This window comes from Acidovorax sp. SUPP1855 (genome assembly GCF_030158955.1).
GTDB lineage: Bacteria > Pseudomonadota > Gammaproteobacteria > Burkholderiales > Burkholderiaceae_C > Paracidovorax.
The window spans coordinates 83,528-106,274 of the sequence record NZ_BQXI01000015.1; the positions used below are offsets into that span (position 1 = coordinate 83,528).

At 69.5% G+C, this 22,747-nt stretch carries 21 protein-coding genes; 10 read left to right on the plus strand and 11 right to left on the minus strand.

Annotated elements, in window-relative coordinates; genetic code table 11:
- Positions 1–16: 16 nt before the first annotated feature.
- The 5 genes from AVMA1855_RS14735 to AVMA1855_RS14755 form a co-directional block, all read right to left on the minus strand.
- On the minus strand, positions 17–2,719 hold the full coding sequence (locus AVMA1855_RS14735; RefSeq protein ID WP_284426272.1) for a hypothetical protein: 2,703 nt from the start codon (positions 2,717–2,719) through the stop codon (positions 17–19).
- A 225-nt stretch (positions 2,720–2,944) separates the two neighbouring features.
- Positions 2,945–3,721, minus strand: a complete 777-nt coding sequence (locus tag AVMA1855_RS14740) for a hypothetical protein (protein ID WP_284426273.1) — start codon at positions 3,719–3,721, stop codon at positions 2,945–2,947.
- Positions 3,703–4,215: a GNAT family N-acetyltransferase gene (locus AVMA1855_RS14745; RefSeq protein ID WP_284426274.1), complete on the minus strand. Its 513-nt coding sequence runs from the start codon at positions 4,213–4,215 to the stop codon at positions 3,703–3,705. Before AVMA1855_RS14745 ends, AVMA1855_RS14740 begins: the two co-directional genes overlap by 19 nt.
- Positions 4,216–4,225: 10 nt before the next feature.
- Positions 4,226–4,606, minus strand: coding sequence for an HrpB1 family type III secretion system apparatus protein (locus AVMA1855_RS14750; RefSeq protein ID WP_272565598.1), 381 nt, complete (start codon positions 4,604–4,606; stop codon positions 4,226–4,228).
- Positions 4,607–4,647: 41 nt separating this feature from the next.
- Entirely contained in the window at positions 4,648–6,246 is a 1,599-nt protein-coding gene (locus AVMA1855_RS14755) for a hypothetical protein (protein WP_284426275.1), read from the minus strand.
- Between the two features lie 527 nt (positions 6,247–6,773).
- On the opposite strand from AVMA1855_RS14755, the gene AVMA1855_RS14760 reads away from it, so the two are divergent.
- The 8 genes from AVMA1855_RS14760 to AVMA1855_RS14795 all read left to right on the plus strand — a co-directional run bounded on the left by AVMA1855_RS14760 (position 6,774) and on the right by AVMA1855_RS14795 (position 13,818).
- The gene (locus tag AVMA1855_RS14760; protein WP_284394222.1) at positions 6,774–7,343 is read left to right on the plus strand and encodes an aminodeoxychorismate/anthranilate synthase component II; all 570 of its coding nucleotides are present in this window, start codon (positions 6,774–6,776) and stop codon (positions 7,341–7,343) included.
- Positions 7,340–8,005 carry a LysE family translocator gene (locus AVMA1855_RS14765; RefSeq protein WP_284426276.1) on the plus strand — a complete coding sequence of 222 codons (666 nt, stop codon included), beginning with the start codon at positions 7,340–7,342 and terminating at the stop codon, positions 8,003–8,005. The genes AVMA1855_RS14760 and AVMA1855_RS14765 overlap by 4 nt, the downstream gene beginning before the upstream one ends.
- Positions 8,006–8,025: 20 nt before the next feature.
- The gene (trpD, locus tag AVMA1855_RS14770) at positions 8,026–9,057 is read left to right on the plus strand and encodes an anthranilate phosphoribosyltransferase (protein WP_284394214.1); all 1,032 of its coding nucleotides are present in this window, start codon (positions 8,026–8,028) and stop codon (positions 9,055–9,057) included.
- A gap of 4 nt (positions 9,058–9,061) precedes the next feature.
- A complete protein-coding gene (locus AVMA1855_RS14775; protein WP_284426277.1) occupies positions 9,062–9,256 on the plus strand; it encodes a hypothetical protein in 195 nt (64 codons plus the stop codon).
- The gene (locus tag AVMA1855_RS14780; protein WP_284426278.1) at positions 9,253–9,867 is read left to right on the plus strand and encodes a hypothetical protein; all 615 of its coding nucleotides are present in this window, start codon (positions 9,253–9,255) and stop codon (positions 9,865–9,867) included. The genes AVMA1855_RS14775 and AVMA1855_RS14780 overlap by 4 nt, the downstream gene beginning before the upstream one ends.
- Before the next feature lie 29 nt (positions 9,868–9,896).
- The gene (trpC, locus tag AVMA1855_RS14785) at positions 9,897–10,697 is read left to right on the plus strand and encodes an indole-3-glycerol phosphate synthase TrpC (RefSeq protein ID WP_284426279.1); all 801 of its coding nucleotides are present in this window, start codon (positions 9,897–9,899) and stop codon (positions 10,695–10,697) included.
- A gap of 74 nt (positions 10,698–10,771) precedes the next feature.
- A complete protein-coding gene (locus AVMA1855_RS14790) occupies positions 10,772–11,491 on the plus strand; it encodes a uracil-DNA glycosylase (RefSeq protein WP_284426280.1) in 720 nt (239 codons plus the stop codon).
- A gap of 401 nt (positions 11,492–11,892) precedes the next feature.
- Positions 11,893–13,818: a T3SS effector XopP-like protein gene (locus AVMA1855_RS14795; RefSeq protein ID WP_284426281.1), complete on the plus strand. Its 1,926-nt coding sequence runs from the start codon at positions 11,893–11,895 to the stop codon at positions 13,816–13,818.
- A 12-nt stretch (positions 13,819–13,830) separates the two neighbouring features.
- Here the strand turns inward: AVMA1855_RS14795 and AVMA1855_RS14800 are convergent, their stop codons facing one another.
- Complete coding sequence (locus tag AVMA1855_RS14800; RefSeq protein WP_284426282.1) at positions 13,831–14,739, minus strand: LysR family transcriptional regulator; 909 nt, start codon at positions 14,737–14,739, stop codon at positions 13,831–13,833.
- Between the two features lie 229 nt (positions 14,740–14,968).
- Here AVMA1855_RS14800 and AVMA1855_RS14805 point away from each other — a divergent pair, with 229 nt between their 5' ends.
- Complete coding sequence (locus AVMA1855_RS14805; protein ID WP_284426299.1) at positions 14,969–15,898, plus strand: Bug family tripartite tricarboxylate transporter substrate binding protein; 930 nt, start codon at positions 14,969–14,971, stop codon at positions 15,896–15,898.
- 40 nt (positions 15,899–15,938) lie between these two features.
- Positions 15,939–17,558 (plus strand): gamma-glutamyltransferase family protein, encoded by a 1,620-nt coding sequence (locus tag AVMA1855_RS14810; RefSeq protein WP_284426283.1) that lies wholly within the window; start codon positions 15,939–15,941, stop codon positions 17,556–17,558.
- Positions 17,559–17,632: 74 nt separating this feature from the next.
- Here AVMA1855_RS14810 and AVMA1855_RS14815 read toward each other — a convergent pair whose 3' ends face one another.
- The 5 genes from AVMA1855_RS14815 to AVMA1855_RS14835 form a co-directional block, all read right to left on the minus strand.
- Entirely contained in the window at positions 17,633–18,511 is an 879-nt protein-coding gene (locus tag AVMA1855_RS14815) for a DMT family transporter (protein WP_284426300.1), read from the minus strand.
- A gap of 63 nt (positions 18,512–18,574) precedes the next feature.
- Positions 18,575–19,672, minus strand: a complete 1,098-nt coding sequence (gene queA, locus AVMA1855_RS14820) for a tRNA preQ1(34) S-adenosylmethionine ribosyltransferase-isomerase QueA (protein WP_284426284.1) — start codon at positions 19,670–19,672, stop codon at positions 18,575–18,577.
- A 96-nt stretch (positions 19,673–19,768) separates the two neighbouring features.
- Positions 19,769–20,770, minus strand: coding sequence for an alpha/beta hydrolase family protein (locus AVMA1855_RS14825; RefSeq protein ID WP_502870339.1), 1,002 nt, complete (start codon positions 20,768–20,770; stop codon positions 19,769–19,771).
- A 132-nt stretch (positions 20,771–20,902) separates the two neighbouring features.
- The gene (locus AVMA1855_RS14830) at positions 20,903–21,667 is read right to left on the minus strand and encodes a fumarylacetoacetate hydrolase family protein (protein WP_502870338.1); all 765 of its coding nucleotides are present in this window, start codon (positions 21,665–21,667) and stop codon (positions 20,903–20,905) included.
- A gap of 94 nt (positions 21,668–21,761) precedes the next feature.
- Positions 21,762–22,733 carry an AraC family transcriptional regulator gene (locus AVMA1855_RS14835; protein WP_284426287.1) on the minus strand — a complete coding sequence of 324 codons (972 nt, stop codon included), beginning with the start codon at positions 22,731–22,733 and terminating at the stop codon, positions 21,762–21,764.
- Positions 22,734–22,747: the final 14 nt, after the last annotated feature.

Genomic DNA, 22,747 nt, shown 5'->3' on the forward strand with positions numbered 1-22,747 from the left:
GTCTTCGAGGGGTCGGTCAGGCCTTGACGGAGACCTGGACGCTCACGCTCACCCGCATTTCGATCTGCACCACGCGCTGCTGCTCACGGGACTGAAGGCCCTGAAGCACCTGGGCCAGCAACTGGAGAATGCCGGCGCTCGAAGCCGGCGTGCTACCCACGCCAGGCACTTCGCCGCGCGCGGCGGCCAGCAGATTGCCGACACCCGATCTGCCGTCGGCGCCAGGTACATCGTGGGTCTCGATGGCCTTGTAGGTGTCGGGGTTCTGGAGCATGAACTTCGCGGCTGCGGCGACTTGGGGCGATGCCGTGCCGCTCTTGGCCAGTTGGTAGAGGCGGCCCGGCGTCATGTCCTTGCCGCCGAAGGCCTTCGCCAGCAGTCCGGCGTGGCAACCCAGCATGTGGTCGGCCAGGATGCGTGCGGCGCCTTGGCCGTCCAGCTGCGATGGCTGCACGGGCCGGGTGGGCCGCGAAGCGCCGTTGGACTGCGCGGTTCCCTGGCCCGTGAGCAACTGCAGGAGTTGCAGCAGCGCATCGAGCACGGAGCGGCTCGCGCCTGCGGTGCGTTGCGCCGCGCCGCCTTCGACGCCAGGGATCTCGCCTCGCGCGGCCGCCAGCAGGTTGCCCAGGCCGGACTTGCCGTCGGCCCCGGCAACGTCGTGCGTCTCGATGGCACGGTAGATGTCGGGGTTCTTGAGCATGAACTTCGCGGCGTCGGCGATCTCGCCTTGGCCCTGGCTCAGCTGGTAGAGGCGGTCGGGCGTCATCGAGCCACCTTGCTGCTGCAGCAGGTCGGCCAGGGTGTGCGCAGCGCTCTGTCCATCCAGTGGCGGCTGGGTGTTCGAGGTGGCCTTGAGCAGCTGCAGCAGCAGTTGCAACAACGGCAGGAGGGCCTGCGCCGAGCCGCCGGACCGGCCCTGCACACCGGGGATCTCGCCGCGGGCGGCGGCCAGCAGGTTGCCCAGGCCGGACTTGCCGTCGGCACCGGCCACGTCGCGCGTTTCGATCGCGCGGTAGGTGTCGGGGTGCTGGAGCATGTACTTCGCGGCTTCGGCCACCTGGCCCTGTCCCTGGCTCAGCTGGTACAGGCGGTCCGGCGTCATGGGCTGGGTCTTGGGCAGAAAGCGCTTGCCGAAGAGGTGGAGCGCACCACCGGCTTCCTGCACCATGTGGTCTGCCAGGACGCGTGCCGCGCTCTGGCCGTCCAGGGGCGGGTTCGGCTCTGCATGGGCCTTCAGCAGCTTCAACAGTTGCTGCAGCAGCTTTTGCAGGCTGTCCAGGGAGTCCGTTGCGCCCTTCACGGCAGGGATCTCGCCGCGGGCGGCGGCCAGCAGGTTGCCCAGGCCGGACTTGCCGTCGGCCCCGGCCACGTCGCGCGTCTCGATCGCGCGGTAGGTGTTGGGGTGCTGGAGCATGTACTTCGCGGCTTCGGCTACCTTGCCCTGTCCCTGGCTCAGCTGGTACAGGCGGTCCGGCGTCATGGGCTGGGTCTTGGGCAGAAAGCGCTTGCCGAAGAGGTGGAGCGCGCCACCGGCTTCCTGCACCATGTGGTCGGCGAGGACGCGTGCCGCGCTCTGGCCGTTCATCGGCTGGGCCTGCGTCGGCTGCGGCTGACCGGTCGGGCCCTGGAGCTGCGCCAGCAATTGCCGCAGCAGTTGCAGGACGTTGCCCAAGGCGCTGGAGGCCTGGCCGCCCACGCCGGGGACCTCGCCCCGCGCGGCCGCCAGCAGGTTTCCGACGCCGGATTTGCCGTCCGCGCCAGGCACGTCATGGGTTTCGATGGCGCGGTAGACATCGGGGTTCTGGAGCATGAATTTCGCGGCCGCCGCCACCTCGGGAGAGGCCTTGCCCCCCTCGGCCAGTTGATAGAGCCGTTCGGGTGTCATCGCCTGGGGCTTGAACAGGCGTGCCAGCGGCGAGGCGTTCCCCTGGAGCATGTGATCCGCCAGGATGCGGGAGGCATCCTGCGCGTCCATGGGCGGCTCGGCAGGGGCGGACCGTTGCTGGGCGCGGGGCGCCACCGGCGCTACACGGTCCTGGTCGGCCAGGGGCTGCAGCGTGGAGCCACCGGCGGGCCGGGGCGACGAAAGCCCCGAAAGGGCACCCTGGGCGGCCGCCTCGAAGTCGTCCGATTCCGACAGGCCGTCGGCGGCGCCCCCGTCGTTCGTCTCGATCTGGCGATAGGACTCGGGGTTCTGCAGCATGAACTTCGCTGCCGCCGAGACGGTGGGCGAGGTGTCGCTGTTGGGCCGCTTGGCCAGTTGGAAAAGCGTGTTGGGGTCGATGGACGGCACATGGTTCTGGCGCATGAAGGCTGCGATGGCGCCGGAGGCGGCCTGCTCGTTCATGGGCACCGCGCTCTCTGGCGCACTGTCCTGCAGTTGCGCGTCGTAGCCGCCGCGCGCCGCGAAGTCGAAACTGGAGACGTCCGCGGTACCGTCACCGCCCGAGGGGTCCAGCAGTGCGTAGATGTCCGGGTGGGTCAGCATGAAATTCGCCGCTTCCGAGACGTCCTCGGGCGTTTGACCCGAGGTGTTGCGGGCCAGCCCGTAGAGCCCATTCGGCGTCTGCGTGTCGATGCCGTTCTGGTGCATGTATTTCGCCAGGGCCGCTGCGGCCTCCTTGGTCTGCGCGGCCGTGTTGCCCGCCGTTTTGCCGGGCTGGGCGCGCCCGATGCTGATGCTGAGAGAGGCTGTGTAGCCGTTGACCGTGGTGTTCATGGACGCTGCTTTCGTTGGACAACGGAGGCGGCGGTTTCCGGCCACGCTCCCTGCCAGGGTGGAGAAAGGTGTCTCGGGATTCGAGACGGAATGGATGGGCAAACGCCGTTCTTCGCGACCCTCAAAATCCACCGTGGGGACAGCGGTACCGCGTGGATCGGGTGCGGCCTGCAGCAGCCTGCCCTGGGGCCCGGAACCCATGCGGTGGGTGCCGGGCCACGGGGGTCAGGCGGGCAAGGCCTGGTCGCGGAACGGCAGCGCCGCATCGGTGAGCAGCCACTGGATCAGGTGGGCCGGGCTCAGATGCTCGGCCAATGCGATGGCCTGCGCCGACAGCTGGACCTTCGTGTCGCCCAGTCCTTGCTGCACCAGGGCGCGCGCGGCTTCGAGCACCAGGGGCCTGGCCGCCTCGATCGTGCCCGCGGGGTCGCCAGCGTCCACCAGCCGGCGGCGTGCATGCACAGGCACCTCTGCCAGCCGCACGAGCGAGGCGATCAGTGCTGCCGAAGGGGCCATGCCTCCGGGGTGAAAGCCTTTCTGGGCATCGACCAGCAGCCATTCGCGCTCTTCGTCGATGCACGCGATCGCGTCGCCGCAGGCGGGGTGCACGGCCGGGCCCGAAAGGCCGCTCGCAGCGCTCAGGCGCTCGAAGTCCGCGCTGTTGGCGTGCACCTGCGAAAGCCGGTTGTCCGAGAACAGGCGAAGGGTGCGGTTCAATTCGCGCCCCTCCTGGCCTGCCAGCGCTTCCAGCCGCACCAGCAGGCCCTGCACGGCCATGTGCCGCTGCGTCAAAGCGCTTTCGCAACCGGGCAGCAACAGGTTGCTGGACACCCAGAGCCCGGAAGAGCGGGGAAACCCGTCGTCCAGAAGAATGGGCGGCTGGACCATGGACACGAGCCGCAGGCGAACGCCCGCGCCGTCATGGGGAACGATCCGGTGCGCGCCGGCGCCCCAGGCCTGGGGCGGCTGCCGCTCGGCGGCGCTCATTGAGGGTGAAGGCATGGCGATGATCCGAAGAAGGCGGGGCCCGCCGCACGCGCGGCCGGCGCGCCGTTGCGGTGGGGGCGCGGGTACTCGGTCTTGCGCAGGCCGCCCTGCGGCGTGATGCGGTAGATGATGTCGTCGCCGCGGGCCTCGATCCGCTGCCAGCCATGGCGCTCCATGAAGCGCAGGCAGCGGTGGTTGTCGTTCTCCACCGCGACCAGAATGTCGGCTTTCAGCGAAAAAAGCCACTGCAGTGCCGGCTTGAGCAGCAGGGCCCAGAGGCCGTGGTAGCGCGGCAGCACCGCGATGTGGGCCTGTTCTCCATCGAACAGGATGCCGCCGATCGGCGCGCCATCGGACTCGAATCCGATGGATGGGCATTCGGCGTAGAACGCGGCGAAGGCGTCGCGGGTGACCGTCTGCGTGTAGTCCTGGGCGCAGCCCGCCGCGTAGCGGGCTGAATCCGCGTCGTAGAACACGCCCAGGTCGGCCTGGGGAGTGAGCTTCAGCATGGCGGCGGTCCTATGCGAGATCGCCAGCGATCTCGGGTTCCAGCTGGAGCAGCTCGCGCATGGATTTGCGCACGTGCTCGTCGCCGCTTTCCAGGCAGCTTTGCGCGTGGTAGTGCCAGGTGGGATCGCCCAGGATGTTCAGGCACAGGGCCTTGAGTTCCGGGGCGGTGTCCTCGCCCAGCGTGTTCAGGTACTGAAGGGCCTCCTGCGTGTAGCCCCGCTGGATCGCGATGAGCACCGGAAAGATCAGGTACTCCTCGGTGTCCGGGCTGAGCGCATTCAGCTCCTCCAGCATGGTTTCCGCTTCGTCCAACTGGTTCTCGCGGATGGCGTTGACCAGGGAGACGGCCAAGGCGGCGATGGGATCTTCGTGAACATTGGAGTCGTCCATGGTCATTGCCTTTCAAAAGAAGTGAGGAAGAAGCGTCCGCGTCAGGCGCGGATGTGCATGTGCATGTCGATCGAAACGCGGGTTTCGTTCGCGCTGGTGGGCAGCTGTGGCAGCTGTGGCAACTGCGGCAGGCCCTTGCCGAGGGACAGGCCGGCGGCCACGCCCTGGTTGGCGGTGTCGATCACCGACTGCATCACGCCGCTGATCACGTCCTTCACCACGGACTGGATGCGGTCCTGGATGCCGGCACGCAGGTCCGAGCCCAGCTGGCTGCCCACGCCGCCCGCGCTCGGCGACGATGCGCCGCCCGTCGGTTGCAGGCCCTGAAGGCCCTTGGCCATGACCTGGTCGACGATGCCCTGGATGGCCTGGTCCGCCACGCCGAGCAGCTTTTCCTGGATGGAGTTCTGCAGGCCTTGCTTGAGGTCCGAGGCCACCTGACGGCTGCCCGACTTCAGGCCCGTCGCATTGCGCGGGCTGCTCACGTTGGACAGCGTGTCCTCGAGCACGCCCTGGCCGAGCGCTGCCAGCGCGCTGTTCTGGTCGAGCCCCAGCTTGGGCAGCAGCGTGTACAGGGCGGCTTGCACCGCGGCCTGGATGGCCATGTCGACGGCGTTGTGCACCGAGTTCTGCACCGATTCCTTGACGGCCTCGCGGCGGGTCTGCGGCGGCACTTCGTCCGGGCCCTGTGCATGGCGCGAGCCATCCGTGCCGCGGCGGCCGCGGGTCTGCACGGCCGTGCTGGCGGCGTCCTGCAATGCACCGCCGACCAGGTTCGTGCCGGTGCCGACCGCGTTCGAGTCGTTGTTGGGGTCCAGCGTCTGCTGCAGGCTGAGCATCAGCTTGTCGATGGTGCTCTGGACGACCGTATCGACCGCATCGCGGGCCGCGGTTTCGGCGGCGTCGCGCGCGCCCTGGCGGAAGCCCGTCGGGGACATGCCGGACAGGTCGTCCCCGTTCTGGCGCAGGCCGGTCGAACGGGTGTCGGGCAGGTCGTTGGCGCCCTTGCGGAAGCTCTCGCCATCGGCGAAACGGCCCGCGCGCGAGGAACTCAGGCCGCCGCTGGTGGCTGCACCGATCGTGTCCACGGCCAGGCCACCCAGCAGCGATGTGCCGTTGGGGTCCAGCACCTTGGACGCGGCCTTGGTGACCTCCTGCGTGGCCAGGTCGATGGTGGAGTCCACCGCCAGGCGCGCCACGTTCTTGGCGATGCCGCCAGGCCCGAAATTGGAGGCGGTTTCCATGGCGCCCAGCGCCAGGTCCTTGATGCCGTTCAGGGCTTGAGACAGGTTGCCTTTGGCAATGCCCTTGGCCAGGCCCACGGCGCCCTTCTTGATGCTGGTGAGGCCACCCTCGACGCTGTCCACGGCGGTGTCCACCACCTTCTGGGCGACGCTCTGCACCTTCTTGAGCACCTTGTCGAGCGCCCCGTCCAGTAAGGTATTGGCCGCCAATGCGGCCGGCGTGAGGTTGATGGCGCCGCGGGCGATGTCTCCGCCCGCCTCTCCCAGCTTCTTGAGACCGGCCGCCGCCCCTTTCAGATCGAGCGTGACCAGGCCTTTGGCGATTTGCCCTACGCCCTGAACGGCTTTTTCAATGCCCTTCGCGATTGACTTGAACGCGTTTTTTATCGCACCCATGGATTGACCCCTTGCAGTTGATGAAGAAATGCACTGGACGGCAATCGGCCTTTTCGGAACGGAAAGGGGGCGGTTGCAGGACCCAACGCGGAGGTTCCGACTTTCCGCGTGGCAAGCGTATGTAAACGCTTTGTATGCGATGCGGATTGCGGCCATGCGAAGTGCGGCGGGCACCGGCGTGGCGCGTGAGAGCGGCGCGCCGGAGGGCTCGTTGAGGGAGGCTGAGGGGCTGCGCAGGGGCCGGCGCCCCGCGAATCCGTCCTTTGCACGGCGGGGCGGGCAGGCAGGTGATAATCGCCGCCATGCCTCATCCGCGTCCTTGCCTGGCGGCACCCTTCCCCCTTCGTTGGCGCAAGCCTGCGAACTGACACCCCTGGTGCGCCCGCACGGGCGCGCATCCCAAAAAAGTCTCCCCCCGCTGCCTCGGCAGCCGCGGACCCGCCCGGACCGGGCTGCGCCGTGTGACGGGGGTGCATTTCTCAACGGGGGCCGGGCCCGGCCCCCCAAGCATTCAAGAGGTCAAAGCCATGCTGCTGATGGTCGACAACTACGACAGCTTCACCTACAACATCGTCCAGTACTTCGGAGAGCTGGGTGCCGAGGTCGAGGTGTACCGCAACGACGAGATCACGCTGGAGGGCATCGCCGCACGGGCGCCCGACCGGCTCGTCATCTCCCCCGGGCCGTGCTCGCCGGCCGAAGCCGGCATCTCGGTGGCCGCCATCCACCACTTCGCCGGCAAGCTGCCCATCCTGGGCGTGTGCCTGGGCCACCAGGCCATCGGGGCCGCATTCGGCGGGACCATCGTGCGGGCCCAGGAACTGATGCACGGCAAGACCAGCGTGATCACCACCACCCAACAAGGCGTGTTCGCCGGCCTGCCCGAGCAGTTCACGGTGAACCGCTACCACTCGCTGTCCATCGAGCGGGCCACCTGCCCGGACGTGCTGGAGGTGACCGCCTGGACCGATGACGGCGAGATCATGGGCGTACGCCACAAGACGCTGGACATCGAAGGCGTGCAGTTCCACCCGGAAAGCATCCTCACCGAGCACGGCCACGCCATGCTGCGCAACTTCCTGCAGGCGCGGCCATGATCGAGACGCACCAGCTGCTCCTGTTCATCGCGGCCGGATGGCTGCTCAACCTCACGCCCGGGCCGGACGTGCTCTACATCGTCACGAACGCGCTGAAATCCGGCGTGCGCGCCGGGCTCGTCGCGGGCTTCGGGATCACGGCCGGGTGCTTCGTGCACATCGCCGCGGCGGCCGTGGGCGTGGGGGCGTTGCTGGCCGCGTCGGCCACGGCCTTCACGGCGCTCAAATGGGTGGGGGCCGCCTACCTGCTGTGGATGGGCGTTCGCATGCTGTGGGCCAAGGCCCCTGCCAATGCGGCCGGTGGCGCCGATCTGGCCGCCGCGCGCGCTGCTCCCTCGGCGCCAGCTTCGCTGAAGAAGGTGTTCCTGGGCGGGTTCTGGACCAACGTGCTCAACCCCAAGGTGGCCATCTTCTTTCTGGCCTTCGTGCCCCAGTTCATCGCGCCGGGCACCGAGAACAAGGCCTGGGCCTTCGTGCTGCTGGGCGTGCTGTTCAACATCAACGCCATTCCGGTCAACGCCGGCTGGGCGCTGGCGGCGGCCTGGATGGCCCGCCGCCAGGGTGCGATCCAGCGAGGCATGCATTGGCTGGACCGCGTGGCCGGTGCGATGTTCATCGGTTTCGGCATCCGGCTTGCGCTCTCCGAGCGTCCCGGCGCCTGAGCTTCATTCGAGGAAACGGAATGTCCATTACCCCCCAGGAAGCGCTGCAGCGCACCATCGAGCACCGCGAAATCTTCCACGACGAGATGCTGCACCTGATGCGCCTCATCATGCGCGGCGAACTGTCGCCCGTGATGACGGCGGCCATCGTGACCGGCCTGCGCGTCAAGAAGGAAACCATCGGCGAGATCGCCGCCGCCGCGCAGGTCATGCGCGAGTTCTCCAACAAGGTCCACGTGCCGGACACCACGCACATGGTGGACATCGTGGGCACGGGCGGCGACGGCGCCAACACCTTCAACATCTCCACCTGCGCGATGTTCGTGGCCGCCGCTGCCGGCGCCAAGACCGCCAAGCACGGCGGGCGCGGCGTCTCCAGCAAGAGCGGCAGCGCCGACGTGATGGAGTCGCTGGGCGTGCACATCAACCTGCCGCCCGAGGCCATCGCGCGCTGCATCGCCGAGGTCGGCATCGGCTTCATGTTCGCGCCCAACCACCACCCCGCCATGAAGAACGTGGCGCCGGTGCGCAAGGAAATGGGCGTGCGCACCCTGTTCAACATCCTCGGGCCGCTCACCAACCCGGCGGGCGCGCCCAACATCCTCATGGGGGTGTTCCACCCCGACCTGGTGGGCATCCAGGTGCGCGCGCTGCAGCGGCTGGGCGCCGAGCATGCCGTGGTGGTCTATGGCCGCGACGGCATGGACGAGGTCAGCCTGGGCGCGGCCACGCTGGTGGGCGAGCTGAAAAAGGGCGAGATCACCGAGTACGAAATCCACCCCGAAGACTTCGGCCTGGCCATGGCCAGCAACCGGACCCTGAAGGTGGACACCCCCGAGCAGTCGCGCGAGGTGCTGCTGGGCGTGCTGCGCGGCCAGCCCGGCCCGGCCCAGGACATCGTCTGCCTGAATGCCGGCGCGGCGCTGTATGCCGCCAACGTGGCCGACTCGATCGCGGACGGCATCGTCCGCGCCCGCGCCGCCATTGCCAGCGGCGCCGCCCTTGCCAAGCTGGAGCAACTCGTCGCGCGCACCCATGCGCTGGCGGCCTGAGGCATTGCCCCCCCATGTTGTGGTGCTGCCGCGCCAACTTCGGCGCCCTCGGCCTCCCGAGGTCGATGCCGCGCTTTGTCGCGGCATTCCCGAAGACCGCAGCCCACCGGGCGTGGCCGAGGCGCGCGCGGTGGACGATGCCTGCACTTTGCTCGGCGCGCTGATGCGCGCGGGTCGATGCAACTTCGCCATGCCATGACGCAGGACCTCACGAAGCCGCCTCGGGTGGAGCATGGCCCGCTCCACAGCGTCGAAGCACTGGCGCTGGCCCTGCCGCAAGTGCAGCGCTTGTTGTTGCCCGAGGCCTTGAACCCGCCGCGCGGCCCATGGGCGTATGCCGCCATGCTGGGCCCTGTTGCGCTGTTTCTGGGCTGGAAGGCCATGCAGGTTCCCGGTCTGGACGCGCCACCGATTTCCTGGGGGGTGGCGGTAGTCACCGGCGTGCTGGCTGCTGCAGCCATCTGGGTACTGGCTCGCCAGGAGCGTCGGTGGCGCGGCTGGTGTGTGGACTTCGAACAGTTGCGCATCATGGCGGTGGGGCAGGGCCATCAGCTTCCCATCGTTTTGAATGCCACGGAGCACAGCCTGGGCTGCTACGTCGGAAGCAGCGCCGCGCACGGCACCTGCTTTGTGCTGGAGTTGCGCCATGTGCGGCGCGGCCCGGTGGCGCAACTGACCTCTGTTACGTTTTCTGCCGTGCGCCAGGCGGCCTGGAATCAACAATTGCAACAGCTGGATCGTTGCGTTGACATGCTGGCCGAGCGCCTTCACATTCGTCGCTCTGGCGAGCCGCTGCGCCCGATGCGTTGACCCTATTTTCCATTCCCTGATTGCCTTCCATGTCCGACATCCTGAACAAGATCATTGCCGTCAAGCGCGAAGAAATCGCGGCGGCGCAAAAGAAAGCGCCCCTGGCCGCCATTCGTGCGGACGCGGAAAGCCGCGTGCTCACGCGCGACTTCGAAGGGGCGCTGCGCGCAAAAATAGCCAAGGGCCAGGCGGCGGTGATCGCCGAGGTCAAGAAGGCCAGCCCGTCCAAAGGCGTGCTGCGCGCGGATTTCATTCCCGCCGACATCGCCCAGAGCTATGCCGAGGGCGACGGCAAGGTGAGTGCGGCGTGCCTGTCGGTGCTGACCGACCGGCAGTTCTTCCAGGGCCAGCCCGACTACCTGAAGCAGGCGCGCGCCAGCTGCCAGCTGCCCGTGCTGCGCAAGGATTTCATGGTGGACGCCTACCAGATCTATGAATCGCGGGCCATGGGGGCCGATGCCATCCTGCTGATCGTGGCCTGCCTGGACGATGCGCAGATGGCCGATTTCGAGGCCATCGCCCGCAGCCTGGACATGGCGGTGCTGGTGGAGATGCACGACGGCGCCGAGCTGGACCGGGCGCTGCGCCTGAAAACGCCGCTGGTCGGCATCAACAACCGCAACCTGCGCACGTTCGAGGTGTCGCTCTCGACCACCCTGGCGCTGCAAAAGAACGTGCCGGCCGACCGCCTGCTGGTGACCGAGTCGGGCATTCTCTCGCCCGCCGACGTGCGGCAGATGCGCGATGCGGGCGTGAACGCCTTCCTGGTCGGCGAGGCCTTCATGCGGGCGCCGGAACCCGGCGAGGCCCTGGCCAAGCTGTTCGCCTGACACCGGCTTGCTGGGTGCTATTAAATTAATAGCGATATGCCCTAGATATTATTGTGCTGGAGGCTGTTTTGAGCATGAATGATTCCGTGGCGCCGTCCACCCAGCTGCACAGCGCCGATCCTGCCGACTGGCCCGTGGCGCCCGGATGGCAGCCCCTGGTGGATGCCTTTTTCGCCGGTGCGCGGGGGCAGGCGCTGCTGGCGTTTCTGAAGGCAAGGCTGGCGGATGGCGCCGCCATCTTCCCGCCCCGGCCGCTGCGCGCGCTGGAGCTGACCCCGCCCGATCAGGTGCGCGTGGTCATCCTCGGGCAGGACCCGTACCACGGCCGCGGGCAGGCCGAGGGCCTCGCGTTTTCGGTGGCGCCCGGCGTGCAGCTGCCGCCTTCGCTGCGCAACATCTTCAAGGAGATGCAGCGCGACCTGGGCACCCCCTTTCCCGCCTGGCCCGAGCCGGGCGGCAGCCTGGCCAAGTGGGCCAAAAATGGCGTGCTGCTGCTCAACACCTGCCTGACCGTCGAAGAAGGCCAGGCCGCCAGCCATTCCGGCAAGGGCTGGGAGGAGCTCACCGACGCGGTGATCCGCCATGTGGCCGAGGGCGAGCGGCCGGTGGTGTTCATGCTGTGGGGCTCGCACGCCCAGTCCAAGCGCGTGTGGATTCCGGGCGACCGGGGCCACCTGGTGCTCACGGCCAACCACCCTTCGCCGCTGTCCGCGCTGCGCCCGCCCGTGCCGTTCATCGGGTGCGGGCACTTCGGGAAAGCGCGGGAGTTTCGCCAGCAGCACGCCGAGAAGTAGCCACGGCGTGAGGGCTGGGCGGGCCCCCACGCTATGCAAAAAAGGGGGCTTCGCCAGCCCCTGAGCTGCTTCGGGTTTTGAGAGTCTTTCCGCAGTACCGCAGCCATCCTTCAGGCTGCAGATTTACTTCGTCAAGGTTTTCCATGCCATCGGGAAATGTCAACCATCGCGGCCGTACCGCAGGGACACCCGCGCGTCCTGCAACGACGCCATCGTCGCAGGATGCGGCTCCCCCGGCCAGGTCATCAGCGGGGCGGCAGCGTGGCAGCACGGTGCATCAGGGTGGGCCTTCGGATACGTTGCGCCCGCGTGGCGGGGCGCAGGCTGGTGACGCTGCCAGCGCCACAGCACAGCGCCCACGGGCCAACGTTCCGCCGCGGCCCGACGTCTTGGGAGCGGCTTTGGCGCGCCCGTCGCCTGCGGCCCGGTCGGCGGCCACGACCATCGACGAGGCGATTCCCCATCTGAATCGGTACCAGACGTTCATGGGGCGCTTGTCGCTGGAGCGTGACGCTGCATTGACGCGCAGGGCATCGTCCCCCGCTTTCGAGCAAGCCCAGCTCGCCATGGAGGCGCTGGGAAAACTGACGATGGGCCAACGGCACCACGCGGGCCCACGAATTCCGGTGTTCATCGAGCAGCAGCGGACGATGTCCGCCTACCGCATGGTCATGACCACGCCGAAATCGGGCGTCGACCAATTGGCGCAAGAGCTGCTGTACCACCCCGACGCGGCAAGCTACCAGGCGGCCTGGGCCGGCTATGTCGAAAAAGCAGATGCGCAACTCAAAGAGCTGGAGCCTTTGGGCAAGGCCCTGGCGGACACCATCGATTCGCTCGGAAAGCGGGAAACGTTCGAATCGACGCCCGACGCTGCCACGACGCTCAAGGCGGCGGTGATGGGCGCTGCCAAGGCACGGCTCATCGCCATTGAGTCGCACGTGGATCGCGTGATGCTGGGCGTCATGATGCTGGCGCAAGCCGATGCTGCCGACAGCGTGACCGAGCAGACTCTGAAACTGCAGAAAGAGTTTGTCGGCGATGTCGTGCACCTGCGCAAGGCCGCCGATCTGCTGCAGGACGCGCGCATGCCCATGCGGGCAGACATGGCGGGCCACGCGGGACGCATGCAAAACGGTGCGTTGCGTTTGCGGGGGCACGCGCAGGCGTTCATCTTGCTGGCGAGCCGCCATTTCGATACCGAAGCGGGCGCCTCGCAGGCGGTCGCCCTGGATTTCGCCAAGCGTTTGGCGAAATCCATCGGGGCCCTGGCCCAGGAATGCGATGCCGTGCTCGATGGGCACAAGGTGTCCGTTGCCACCGCGAACCGGCTGGAAGGCACCACCTACCTGGGGGTGCCCACGCGTCCGTCCAACTGGGCGCCGCCCGACGACGAAGCACCGATGGCACCGGGGCCGGACGATTTAGCCGCATCCCCTTCCACGCCGGCGCCCAGGCGCTCCCATGCCGGCAAGGCCCGCAAGGCCCCGGCAGGTGGGCATGTGCCGCCGGACGGCATCGGCGGCCCGGCAGCCGTCGCGCTGTCCCTTCGCCAGACCGTCGTGCTGGAACTGGCGCAAGAGCGCCTCAAAGCGTTCCCGGCTCCCAAGGCCGGCAGGCTGCGGGAGCCCGGCGACGTGCTGGCGTTGGGTGCGTCCCTTCGCAAGGACACCGTGACGATCGGTGCAGCCATCGGGCAGAACAACGATCCGCTGAACCTGGCGCGCCAGATCCGGTTCACGCTCGATGGATGGTTCGGCGATCCAGGCCAGTGGAAGGTCCGGCGCCAGCAATTGGCGGAGGCCGGCGCGGAGGGGTCGACGCTGGTCCTGGACACCCTTCAGGCCCTGGACCAGCGCATCGAAGCCATCGATGCCATGCACCGATCCGTTCACGCCATGGGGGCGGACCTGATCAAGACCTTTCCGTATCCCGAGCTCAAGCATGTCTCGCACTTGCTGCAACAGGGCGTGGCGGCGGATGGCGGCATGCTGCGCATCGGCGCGCCGCGCAAACAGCGCTCGCAGGGCGATCCCGACGACCGCCATGGAACCCTTTTCGAGGTGAAGCTCGATACGGGAACGCTCGCTGACGGCCGGCCGGCGCCCGCGCTCTACGTGCATTTGCACACCAAGGTGCCGATCACGGCCGAGGCATGCCGCACCGTCGAATTCGACGGGCTGGACGCATTCCATGTGAAGACGGCCGATCAGTCTGGAAAAGGGGCAACCTGGGAACTCCTGAACGACGCCCTGCACAGTGTGCATCGGGGGCCGCTCGACAGCGCCGTGCTGAAGGCGCTGCAGCACCGGATGGCCCACCGCTGATCTGAACGGCTTTCAGGGCGCCGTCAATTGCGCCTTGAGCCGCTCCAGAAAGGCCTGCGCAGCCACGGGCAGCGCGCGGCCGGCGAGGGTCTGCACTTCGATGTCGCGCAGGTCCATGCCCGGGTCGCCGAGGGGCCGTGCCACGATGGCGCCTGCGGCCACGGCATGGCGTGTGGCGATTTCGCTCGACACCGACACGCCGCCGCCATGCGCCACGAACTCCAGCACGGTGCGGGCGTGGTTGCTGACCAGCACGGGCTCCAGTTGCAGTCCCTGGCGGCTGCAGGCCATGTCGATCATCTGGCGCACGATGGTTTCCTGCGGCGGCAGCACGAGCGGGAACCGGGCCATCTGCGCCAGGCTGATGCGGCTGGCGCCGGCCAGCGGGTGCCCGGGCGGCAGCATGGCCAGCACGGGCGCGCTCTGGCGGTGGGCCACCTGGATGCCGGGCTGCGGCGCGCGGCTGAAGCACAGGCCGATGTCGGCCACGCCCGTGCGCACGGCCTCCGGCACCTGCGCAGTGGGCAGCGCCGTCACCGTGAAGCGGATGCCCGGATGCTCGCGCTGGAACGCCACGCACAGCCGGGGCACCAGTTCGTTGGCGAACACATCCGAGGTGGCCAGACGCACCTGGCCCGCACGCAGCCCGAGCAGCGCGCCGATCTCGCCCAGCGCGCGCTCGGCGTCCAGCCCGGTGCGCCGCGCATGCGTGGCGAGGATTTCGCCGGCCGCGGTCAGCACCATGCCGCGCGGGTGCCGCTCGAACAGCGGCGTGCCCAGCTGTGCCTCCAGCCCCGCGATCTGGCGGCTCAGGGCCGATGCGGCCACGTGCAGCCGGGCGGAGGCTTCGGTCAGCGATCCGCATTGCGCCACTTCGAGGAAGTAACGCAGGGCGGTGTCTTGCAGCAGGTGGGCTCGCATGGTGGAGAAAGGCGCAAACGGCTTTGAAGGGGCTTGGAAGGGGTTTGCTCGGGAAGGTGCAAAGTATCGAGTGCTTTGCCGTTGCGGCAAAGGTCTTTGCCGAATTGCTGTTGGTCAGCGGGCGCACCGATTCCTAAGATGGCCCCTTTTGCCGCGTGCCCGATCGGAGTGCTCCATGCGATTCGTGAATTTCACCCGCTGCCTGCTCGTTGCGTTGTCGCTCGCCGCGATGGCCGGCGGGGTCTCTGCGCAGGCCTGGCACAGCCACCCCGTGCGCGTGATCGTGCCGTTTCCGGCCAGCGGGGCGACCGATCTGGTGGCGCGCGTGGTCACGCAGCGCGTGTCGCAGGACCTGGGCCAGCAGATGGTGGTGGACAACCGGCCCGGCGCGGGCGGCACCATCGGCGCGGCCGAGGCCGCCAAGGCCCCGGCCGACGGCTACACGCTACTGCTGACCACCAGCAGCACGCACGCGATCTCGCCCCACCTCATGCCGCGCCTGGCCTACGACCCGCGCAAGGACTTCACGCCCGTGGCCCATGTGGCGGACGCCGCCAGCGTGCTGCTGGTCACGCCCTCGCTGCCGGTCAAATCGGTGGCGGACCTGATCGCCTACGCCAAGGCGCACCCCGGCCAGCTCAACTACGCCAGCAGCGGCAACGGCACCATCGTGCACCTCAACGCCGCGGCCTTCAGCGCGCAGGCCGGCATCGAGATGACGCACGTGCCGTACAAGGGCACGGCCCAGTCGATCGCCGACCTGGCGACGGGCCAGGTGCATGTGCTGTTCGACTCGATTCCCACCGGCATGCCCCACGTGAAGAGCGGCCGCCTGCGGGCCCTGGCCGTGACCAGCCAGCAGCGCAGCGCGCTCGCGCCCGAGCTGCCCACGCTGGCGGAGTCCGGTCTGCCCGGCTATTCGTCGGTGACCTGGTTCGGCGTGTACGCGCCGGCCGGCGCGCCGCCCGCGCTGGTGGAGCGCATCCACCAGGCCTTCGCCAAGGCCATGCAGGCCCCGGACGTCATCGCCAGCCTGGCCAAGCTGGGCGTCGAGCCGGCCCGGCCCAGCACGGCCGCGCAGTTCGCCGCCATGGTGCAGGCCGACAGCGCACGCTGGGCCGCCGTGATCCGCGAGCGCAAGATCACCCTGGAACAATGAGCCCGCCCCGAGCGCCTTTCCCAACCCAAGGAGACACGACATGACCCAAACGCCCCCACCGAACGCCACCGCCCTCGACTGGGGCCATCCCTACGCCTCGCAGCGCAGCCCCGTGATGGGCCGCAACATCGTTTCCGCCTCGCAGCCCCTGGCCGCCCAGGCCGGACTGCGCATGCTCATGGCCGGCGGCAACGCGGTGGACGCGGCCATTGCCACGGCCATGGCGCTGACGGTGGTGGAGCCCACGGGCTGCGGCATCGGCAGCGATGGCTTCGCCATCGTGTGGGATGGCAAGGAACTGCACGGCCTCAATGCCTCAGGCCGCTCGCCGGCGGCCTGGACGCCCGAATACTTCGCCCAGCGCGGCGGCATTCCCGAGTCCGGCTGGAACGCCGTGACCTTGCCCGGTGCGGTCTCGGCCTGGGTCGCGCTGTCGAAGCGGCTGGGCAAGCTGCCGTTCGCGCAACTGGCGCAGCCCGCCATCGAATACGCGCGCGGCGGCTTTCCCGTCTCGCCCATCATCGCCACGCAGTGGGCGCTGGGGGCGGACCGGCTGGGTGCGCAGCCGGGTTTCGCGGAGTGCTTCATGCCCGGCGGGCGGGCGCCGCGCGCTGGCGAAATCTTCCGCAGCGAAGCGCATGCCCGCACGCTGGAGCTGATCGCCGACACCAGTGGCGAGGCCTTCTACCGCGGCACGCTGGCCCGCCAGATGGCCGCCCATGCGCAGGCGAATGGCGGCGCGATGACCGAGGACGACCTCGCCGCGCACCAGGCCGACTGGGTGGGCACGGTGAGCCAGCCGTTCGGCGATGCGGTCGTCCATGAAATCCCGCCCAACGGCCAGGGCATCGCCGCGCTGATCGCGCTGGGGCTGCTCGACGCCGTGGGCATCGGCACGCGCCCCGTGGACGACGTGGAGACGGTGCATGCCAGCATCGAGGCCATGAAGCTCGCGCTGGCCGACCTGTACAAGCACAACGCCGACATCGACGCGATGCGCGTGGCGCCGCGCGACCTGCTGGACCCGGCCTACCTGCGCGAGCGTGCCCTGCGCATCGACCCGGCGCGCGCGGGCGATCCGGGCCATGGCGCGCCGCGCCGCGGCGGCACGGTGTACCTGGCGGCCGCCGATGCCTCGGGAATGATGGTGTCGTTCATCCAGTCCAACTACATGGGCTTCGGGTCGGGCGTGGTGGTGCCGGGCACCGGCATCAGCCTGCAGAACCGGGGCCACGGCTTCAGCCTGGTGCCGGGCCATGCCAACGAGGTGGGCCCGCGCAAGCGCCCCTCGCACACCATCATTCCGGCGTTCGCCATGCATGCCGACGGCACGCCGCGCATGGCCTTCGGCGTCATGGGCGGCCCCATGCAGTCGCAGGGCCACGTGCAGATGGCGCTGCGCGTGCTGCGCTACGGCCAGAACCCGCAGGCCGCCGCCGATGCGCCGCGCTGGCGCGTCACCGGCGGTCGGGGCGTGGCCGTGGAGCCGGGCTTCGATCCCGCCGTGCTGGCCGAACTGCGCGCGCGCGGCCACGAGGTCACCGTGGAGTCGGGCCACGGCGTGTTCGCCTTCGGCGGCGCCCAGCTCGTGCTGCGCGAGGGCGGCATCTACATCGCGGGCTCGGACCCGCGCAAGGACGGGCATGCCGCGGCGTTTTGATTTGCTATTAAATAAATAGCATCCAGGGCAATAAGCACTAAGGCAACGGCCACGAAACCCTTTAAACCGGCGTTTCAGCGCGTCTCGCGCACGGTGAGCCAGGCGCTGGCGGCCCCGCTGAGCACGATGGCCGCGATGCCCGCCAGCGACCAGGCGTCCGGCACATGGCGGAACAGCAGCCAGCCGGCGAGCATCGCGAAGCCGATCTGGCTGTAGAGGAACGGCGCGATCGTCACCGGCGTCGTGCGCGCATAGGCCTGGAGTAGCAGCATGTGCCCCACGGCGCTCGACAGGCCCATGGCGAACATGCCGGCCCACAGCCATGGGTCCGCGATGGCGGTCCAGGCGAACGGCACGCCCACCGACACCAGCGCCGCGGCCAGCCAGCCGGTGTAGAGCTGCGTGGTGGCAGGGCTCTCGTGCCCTGCCATCTTGCTGCTGATGACCTGGTAGCCCGTGCCTGTGGCCAGCAGGCACAGCGGCCAGAGCATCGCCCAGGTGAACGCCTCGCCCCCCGGGCGGATGATGGCCAGCGTGCCCGCCAGCCCCAGGACCACCAGCGCCCAGCGCGGCGCGCTCACCCGCTGGTGCAGCCACAGCGCCGCCACCACCGTCACGCACAGCGGCGTGGCCGCCACGATGGCGGTGAACTCGGCCAGCGGCAGGTGCTGGATGCTGATGAAACCGAAGAGGCTCGTGGCGGCGAACAGCACCGCGCGCAGCGCCTGGAACCGCGGCTGCGTGGTGCGCAGCACGGCAACGCCTTCGCGCTGCAGCACGAACACCGTGGTCAGCAGCGCCTGGAACAGGTAGCGCAGCCACAGCGCCATGAAGAGCGGCACGGCGGCGCTGACCCATTTGGTGGTTGCGTCCAGCACCGCGAAGCATGCGCAGGCGCCCACGGTGAGGCCGATGCCCGCGACGGCCGCGCCGCGGCTGCGCAGGGCGTGCAGCGGCGGCGGCGGCGGCGGGGGCGGCGTCTCGGCGCGGTTCGTCACGGCGCGGGCGGCCCGCGTTCAGTGCGCCGGCTGCGGGCGCTGCAGCAGCATGGCGTCGCCGTAGCTGAAGAAGCGGTACCCCTGCGCGATGGCGTGGCGGTACAGGCCCATCACGTGCTCGTAGCCCGCGAAGGCGCTCACCAGCATCATCAGCGTGCTCTTGGGCAGGTGGAAGTTGGTGACCAGCACGTCCACCACCCGGAAGCCGAAGCCGGGCGTGATGAAGATGCGCGTGTCGCCCGTGGCCTGGCCGCTCAGGGCCCACGATTCGAGCGTGCGCACGGTCGTCGTGCCCACCGCCACCACGCGGCCCCCGCGCTGGCGGCAGCGCTCCAGCGCGGCCAGCGTGGCCAGGGGCACTTCGTACCACTCGCTGTGCATCTGGTGCTCGGCCAGGTTCTCGGTCTTGACGGGCTGGAAGGTGCCGGCGCCCACGTGCAGCGTGACGCTGGCGCGCTCCACGCCGCGGGCCTCCAGGTCGGCCAGCACACCCGCATCGAAGTGCAGCGCCGCCGTGGGGGCTGCCACCGCGCCGGGGGCCCGGGCGAAGACGGTCTGGTAGCGCTGTGCGTCCTCGGCGGCATCGGGGTCCTCGCCGCCCTCCTGGTGCCGCTCGATGTAGGGTGGCAGCGGCAGGTGGCCGTGCCGCTCCATCAGGTCGTAGGGCGTCTCGCCTGCGGGGCCCTGCAGCGCGAAGCGAAACAGCGGGCCGTCGTCCTCGGGCCAGCGCGACAGCAGCGTGGCGTCGAAGCCGCCACCGGCCAATCCGCCCGCCAGATGCACCACGGCGCCGGGCAGGGGCTTCTTGCTCACCTTCATGTGCGCCACCACCTCGTTGCCGGTCAGCACGCGCTCGATCAGCAGTTCCAGCTTGCCGCCGCTGGCCTTCTCGCCGAACACGCGGGCCTTGACCACGCGCGTGTCGTTGAACACCAGCAGGTCGCCCGCGCGCAGCAGCCCGGGCAGGTCGCGAAAGACCCGGTCGGCCGGCTCGGTGCTGCGGCCGTCCAGCAGGCGCGAGGCGCTGCGTTCGGGGGCGGGGTGTTGGGCAATGAGCTGCGGGGGCAGCGTGAAGTCGAAATCGCTGAGCGTGAAGGTGCGGGGGCTGGCAGGCATGGGGACTTGAGGGCCGGACGGGCCCGTTCCAAGGAAAAAACGACCAAAGACAGCGCGCGATTGTCCCATGGGCACTGGGCGCGAGCCCGCCGGCCTTTAACGTGCGGAAGGACCGCCGGCTCCGGCCGGCGCCAACTGCTGGCGCAGGAACGCGATCACCTCGCGGTGGAACGCCGCATGGAAGGCGATGCGGTCGAAGCCGGGCGCATCGCGGCAAAGGGCGGGCAGCCGCTCGGCCAGGGCGGCGGAGCAGGGCGCGAGGAACGCGAAGTGCCCCGCCTGAGGCACCCCATGCCATTCGGGGGTAGCCGGCAGCGCGTGGCGCAGGGCCTCGACGCTGCCGGGCGTGACGCCATCGCCGCCCAGCGCGGAGGCCCACAGCTGCACGGGGGCCTTCACGGCCTGCAGTGTCTCGGGGGTGAAGAAGTTCAGTGGGTCGGCGATCACCGCGGCGCGGATGCGCGGGTCCGGCGCGGGCACCGCGGGCCAGGAGCGGTTGCGGATCTCGGTGCACAGCGGGATGGGCGAGCCGGCCGGGCACAGCTCGGGGCGCTGGGTGAAGTCCGGCACCGCGCCCAGGGCCACGAGCCCCGTGGTGCCGCCGCGCGAGAACCCGAAGAAGCCGATGCGCCCGGGGGCCAGCTCCGCATGGCCGGGCCAGGTGCCCAGCAGGTAGTCGGTGAGCCGCCGCATGTCGGCCGGCCGTGTGGCGAACGCGGAAAGCTGGCCCTGGCGGCTCAGGTCCTGCGCGTTGTCGCCCGGGTGGCTGATGGCCGCGACGGCAAAGCCCGCATCGGCCAGCGCCGCGGCCGTGTCGTGGTGGCTGAAGGCGGTGCCGCCCGAGCCATGCGAGACGATGACCAGCGGCAGCGGTGCACCCTGCACGGGGCAGTCGCGCACCGCCTCCAGGGTGAGCGGGCCGATGCCGACGGGCCCCGGCGGCGTGGCGCAGGGCGTCCAGATCGCGCCGCGCAATGCCGGGCCCTGGGCATCGGCGGGCACCTCGATCATGCGCAGGCCCGCCGCCTGGGTCAGCCCGGCGGCCAGGCCCAGCAGCGGCAGGACCAGCCAGCGGGACCGGAAGGCGGCATGCGCCATGAGGGCAGCGACGGCGCGTGCCGCGCACCCACGGCGGTGCTCAGGAGCAGAAGGGGAGGTCATGGCGGGGCAGTGTGCCACCGCCACGCCGGCCGGCCTGCCAACGCCTTCTCGGCGCCGATGCGGCCCGGCTCAGACCACGCGCAGCGAGAGGTCCGGCAGGCCGTCGATGTGCGCCACCATGAGGTCCCCGCGCACCACGGCGCCCACGTTCTCGGGCGTGCCGCTGTAGATCAGGTCGCCGGCCTTGAGCTCGAACGCCTGCGACAGGTTGCTGATCTGCTCGGCCACGCTCCAGATCATCTGCGCCAGGTCGGCGCTCTGCTTGACCGTGCCGTTCACCGACAGCGTGATGGCGCCCTTGGGAAAGTGGCCGGTCTGGGCCGTGCGGTGGATGGGGCCGATGGGGGCCGACAGGTCGAAGCTCTTGCCGATCTCCCAGGGCTTCTTCTGGTCCTTCATGTCGCTTTGCAGGTCGCGGCGCGTCATGTCCAGGCCCACGGCATAGCCGTACACGTGCTGCAGCGCCTGCTCCGGCGCGATGTTGCGTCCGCCGCTATGCAGGGCGGCCACCAGCTCCACCTCGTAGTGGTAGTTGCGGGTGAGGGCGGGGTAGGGGTGGTCCACCGTGGTGCCCGGCGGCACGAACTGCACCGCGTCGTTGGGCTTTTGGAAGAAGAACGGCGGCTCGCGCGTGGGGTCGGACCCCATCTCGCGCGCATGGGCCGCGTAGTTGCGGCCGATGCAGTAAATGCGGTGCACCGGAAAGACTTCGCGGCTGCCGGCGATGGGCACGGCCGGCACGCTCAGCGAAAACGGCGCGGGCTGGGACGGGGTGGCGGTCACGCTGGCGCAGCCTGCGGCCAGGGCGCCGCCCACGGTGGCGGAAGAGGTCATCAAAAGGTCTCGGCGGTTCAGGTCCATGAAAGCGTCTCCGTTGTTTTGGTCAACGGAAAGCTTAAGGTTCGCCGGCGTGGCGCACCCGGACGATTCAGCGCACAACTTGGACGGAACCGGGCACCGCCACGGCCGTGCCCTGCAGTTCGCGCAGCCGCTGCGCGCGCCAGGCGCTGGGGCTCAGGCCGTGCCACTGCCGAAAGCGCCGGGCGAAATACGCCTCGTCGGCAAAGCCGCAGCGCCGTGCGATCTCGCCGATGCGCTCGCCCGTGGCCAGCAGCAGTTCCTGCGCCAGGGCGAGCCGGCGTTCGGTCAGCAGCTCGGTGAAGGTCTTGCCGGTTTCCTTCTTGATGAGGTGAGCCAGGTAGTTGGGGGATAGGCAGGCGGCCTCGGCCGCGTCGGCCAGCGTGGGGTCGCCGGCCAGTTCGCCGCGCAGGTAGCGCAGCAGCCGGGCCATGGCCGCGCGGCGGCTGCCGCGCTGCGCCTGGGCCGCGGCCAGCGCGCGCAACTCGCCTTCCCAGCGCTGGCAGGTCAGCGCCAGCAGCTGCAGCAGGCCACCGCGGATGCACGCCAGCGAGGCCAGGCGCCGCGCCGCGTTCTCGCGCTGCAGGGGGTCCAGCAGCGCCCGCACGGCCTCGAAGCCGCTTTCGTCGAAGGTGAAGTCCAGGTGCTCCTGGAACTGGAACGGCGCCAGCTCCGGTGCCAGGGCCAGCGGCACGTCTTCCAGGTCGAGCGGGTCCACGGCCAGGCCGGGCCACAGAAAGCGCTGGCTGAAGTTCACCACCAGCCAGCGCGTGCCCGGCGGGTGCGGCACGAGGTGCATGCGGTGCGGCAGCACGAAGCTCAGGGTGCGCGCGGTGAACGGCCGCGCCACGCCGCCGATGTGGTGCTGCGTGTGGCCTTCCAGGTTCACCTGGATCTGGAAATACTCGTGCTTGTGGGGCTGCGTGAGCGGCGTGCGGCCGCTCTGGTCGCGGATGTCGAAATCGAGGTGGCTGGAGCGCTCCACCATCGCGTAGGTGCGCACGGCACCCGCGGGATCGTTGCTGGCGCGCGGCGGGGGCATGCGGGCGGCCGGTG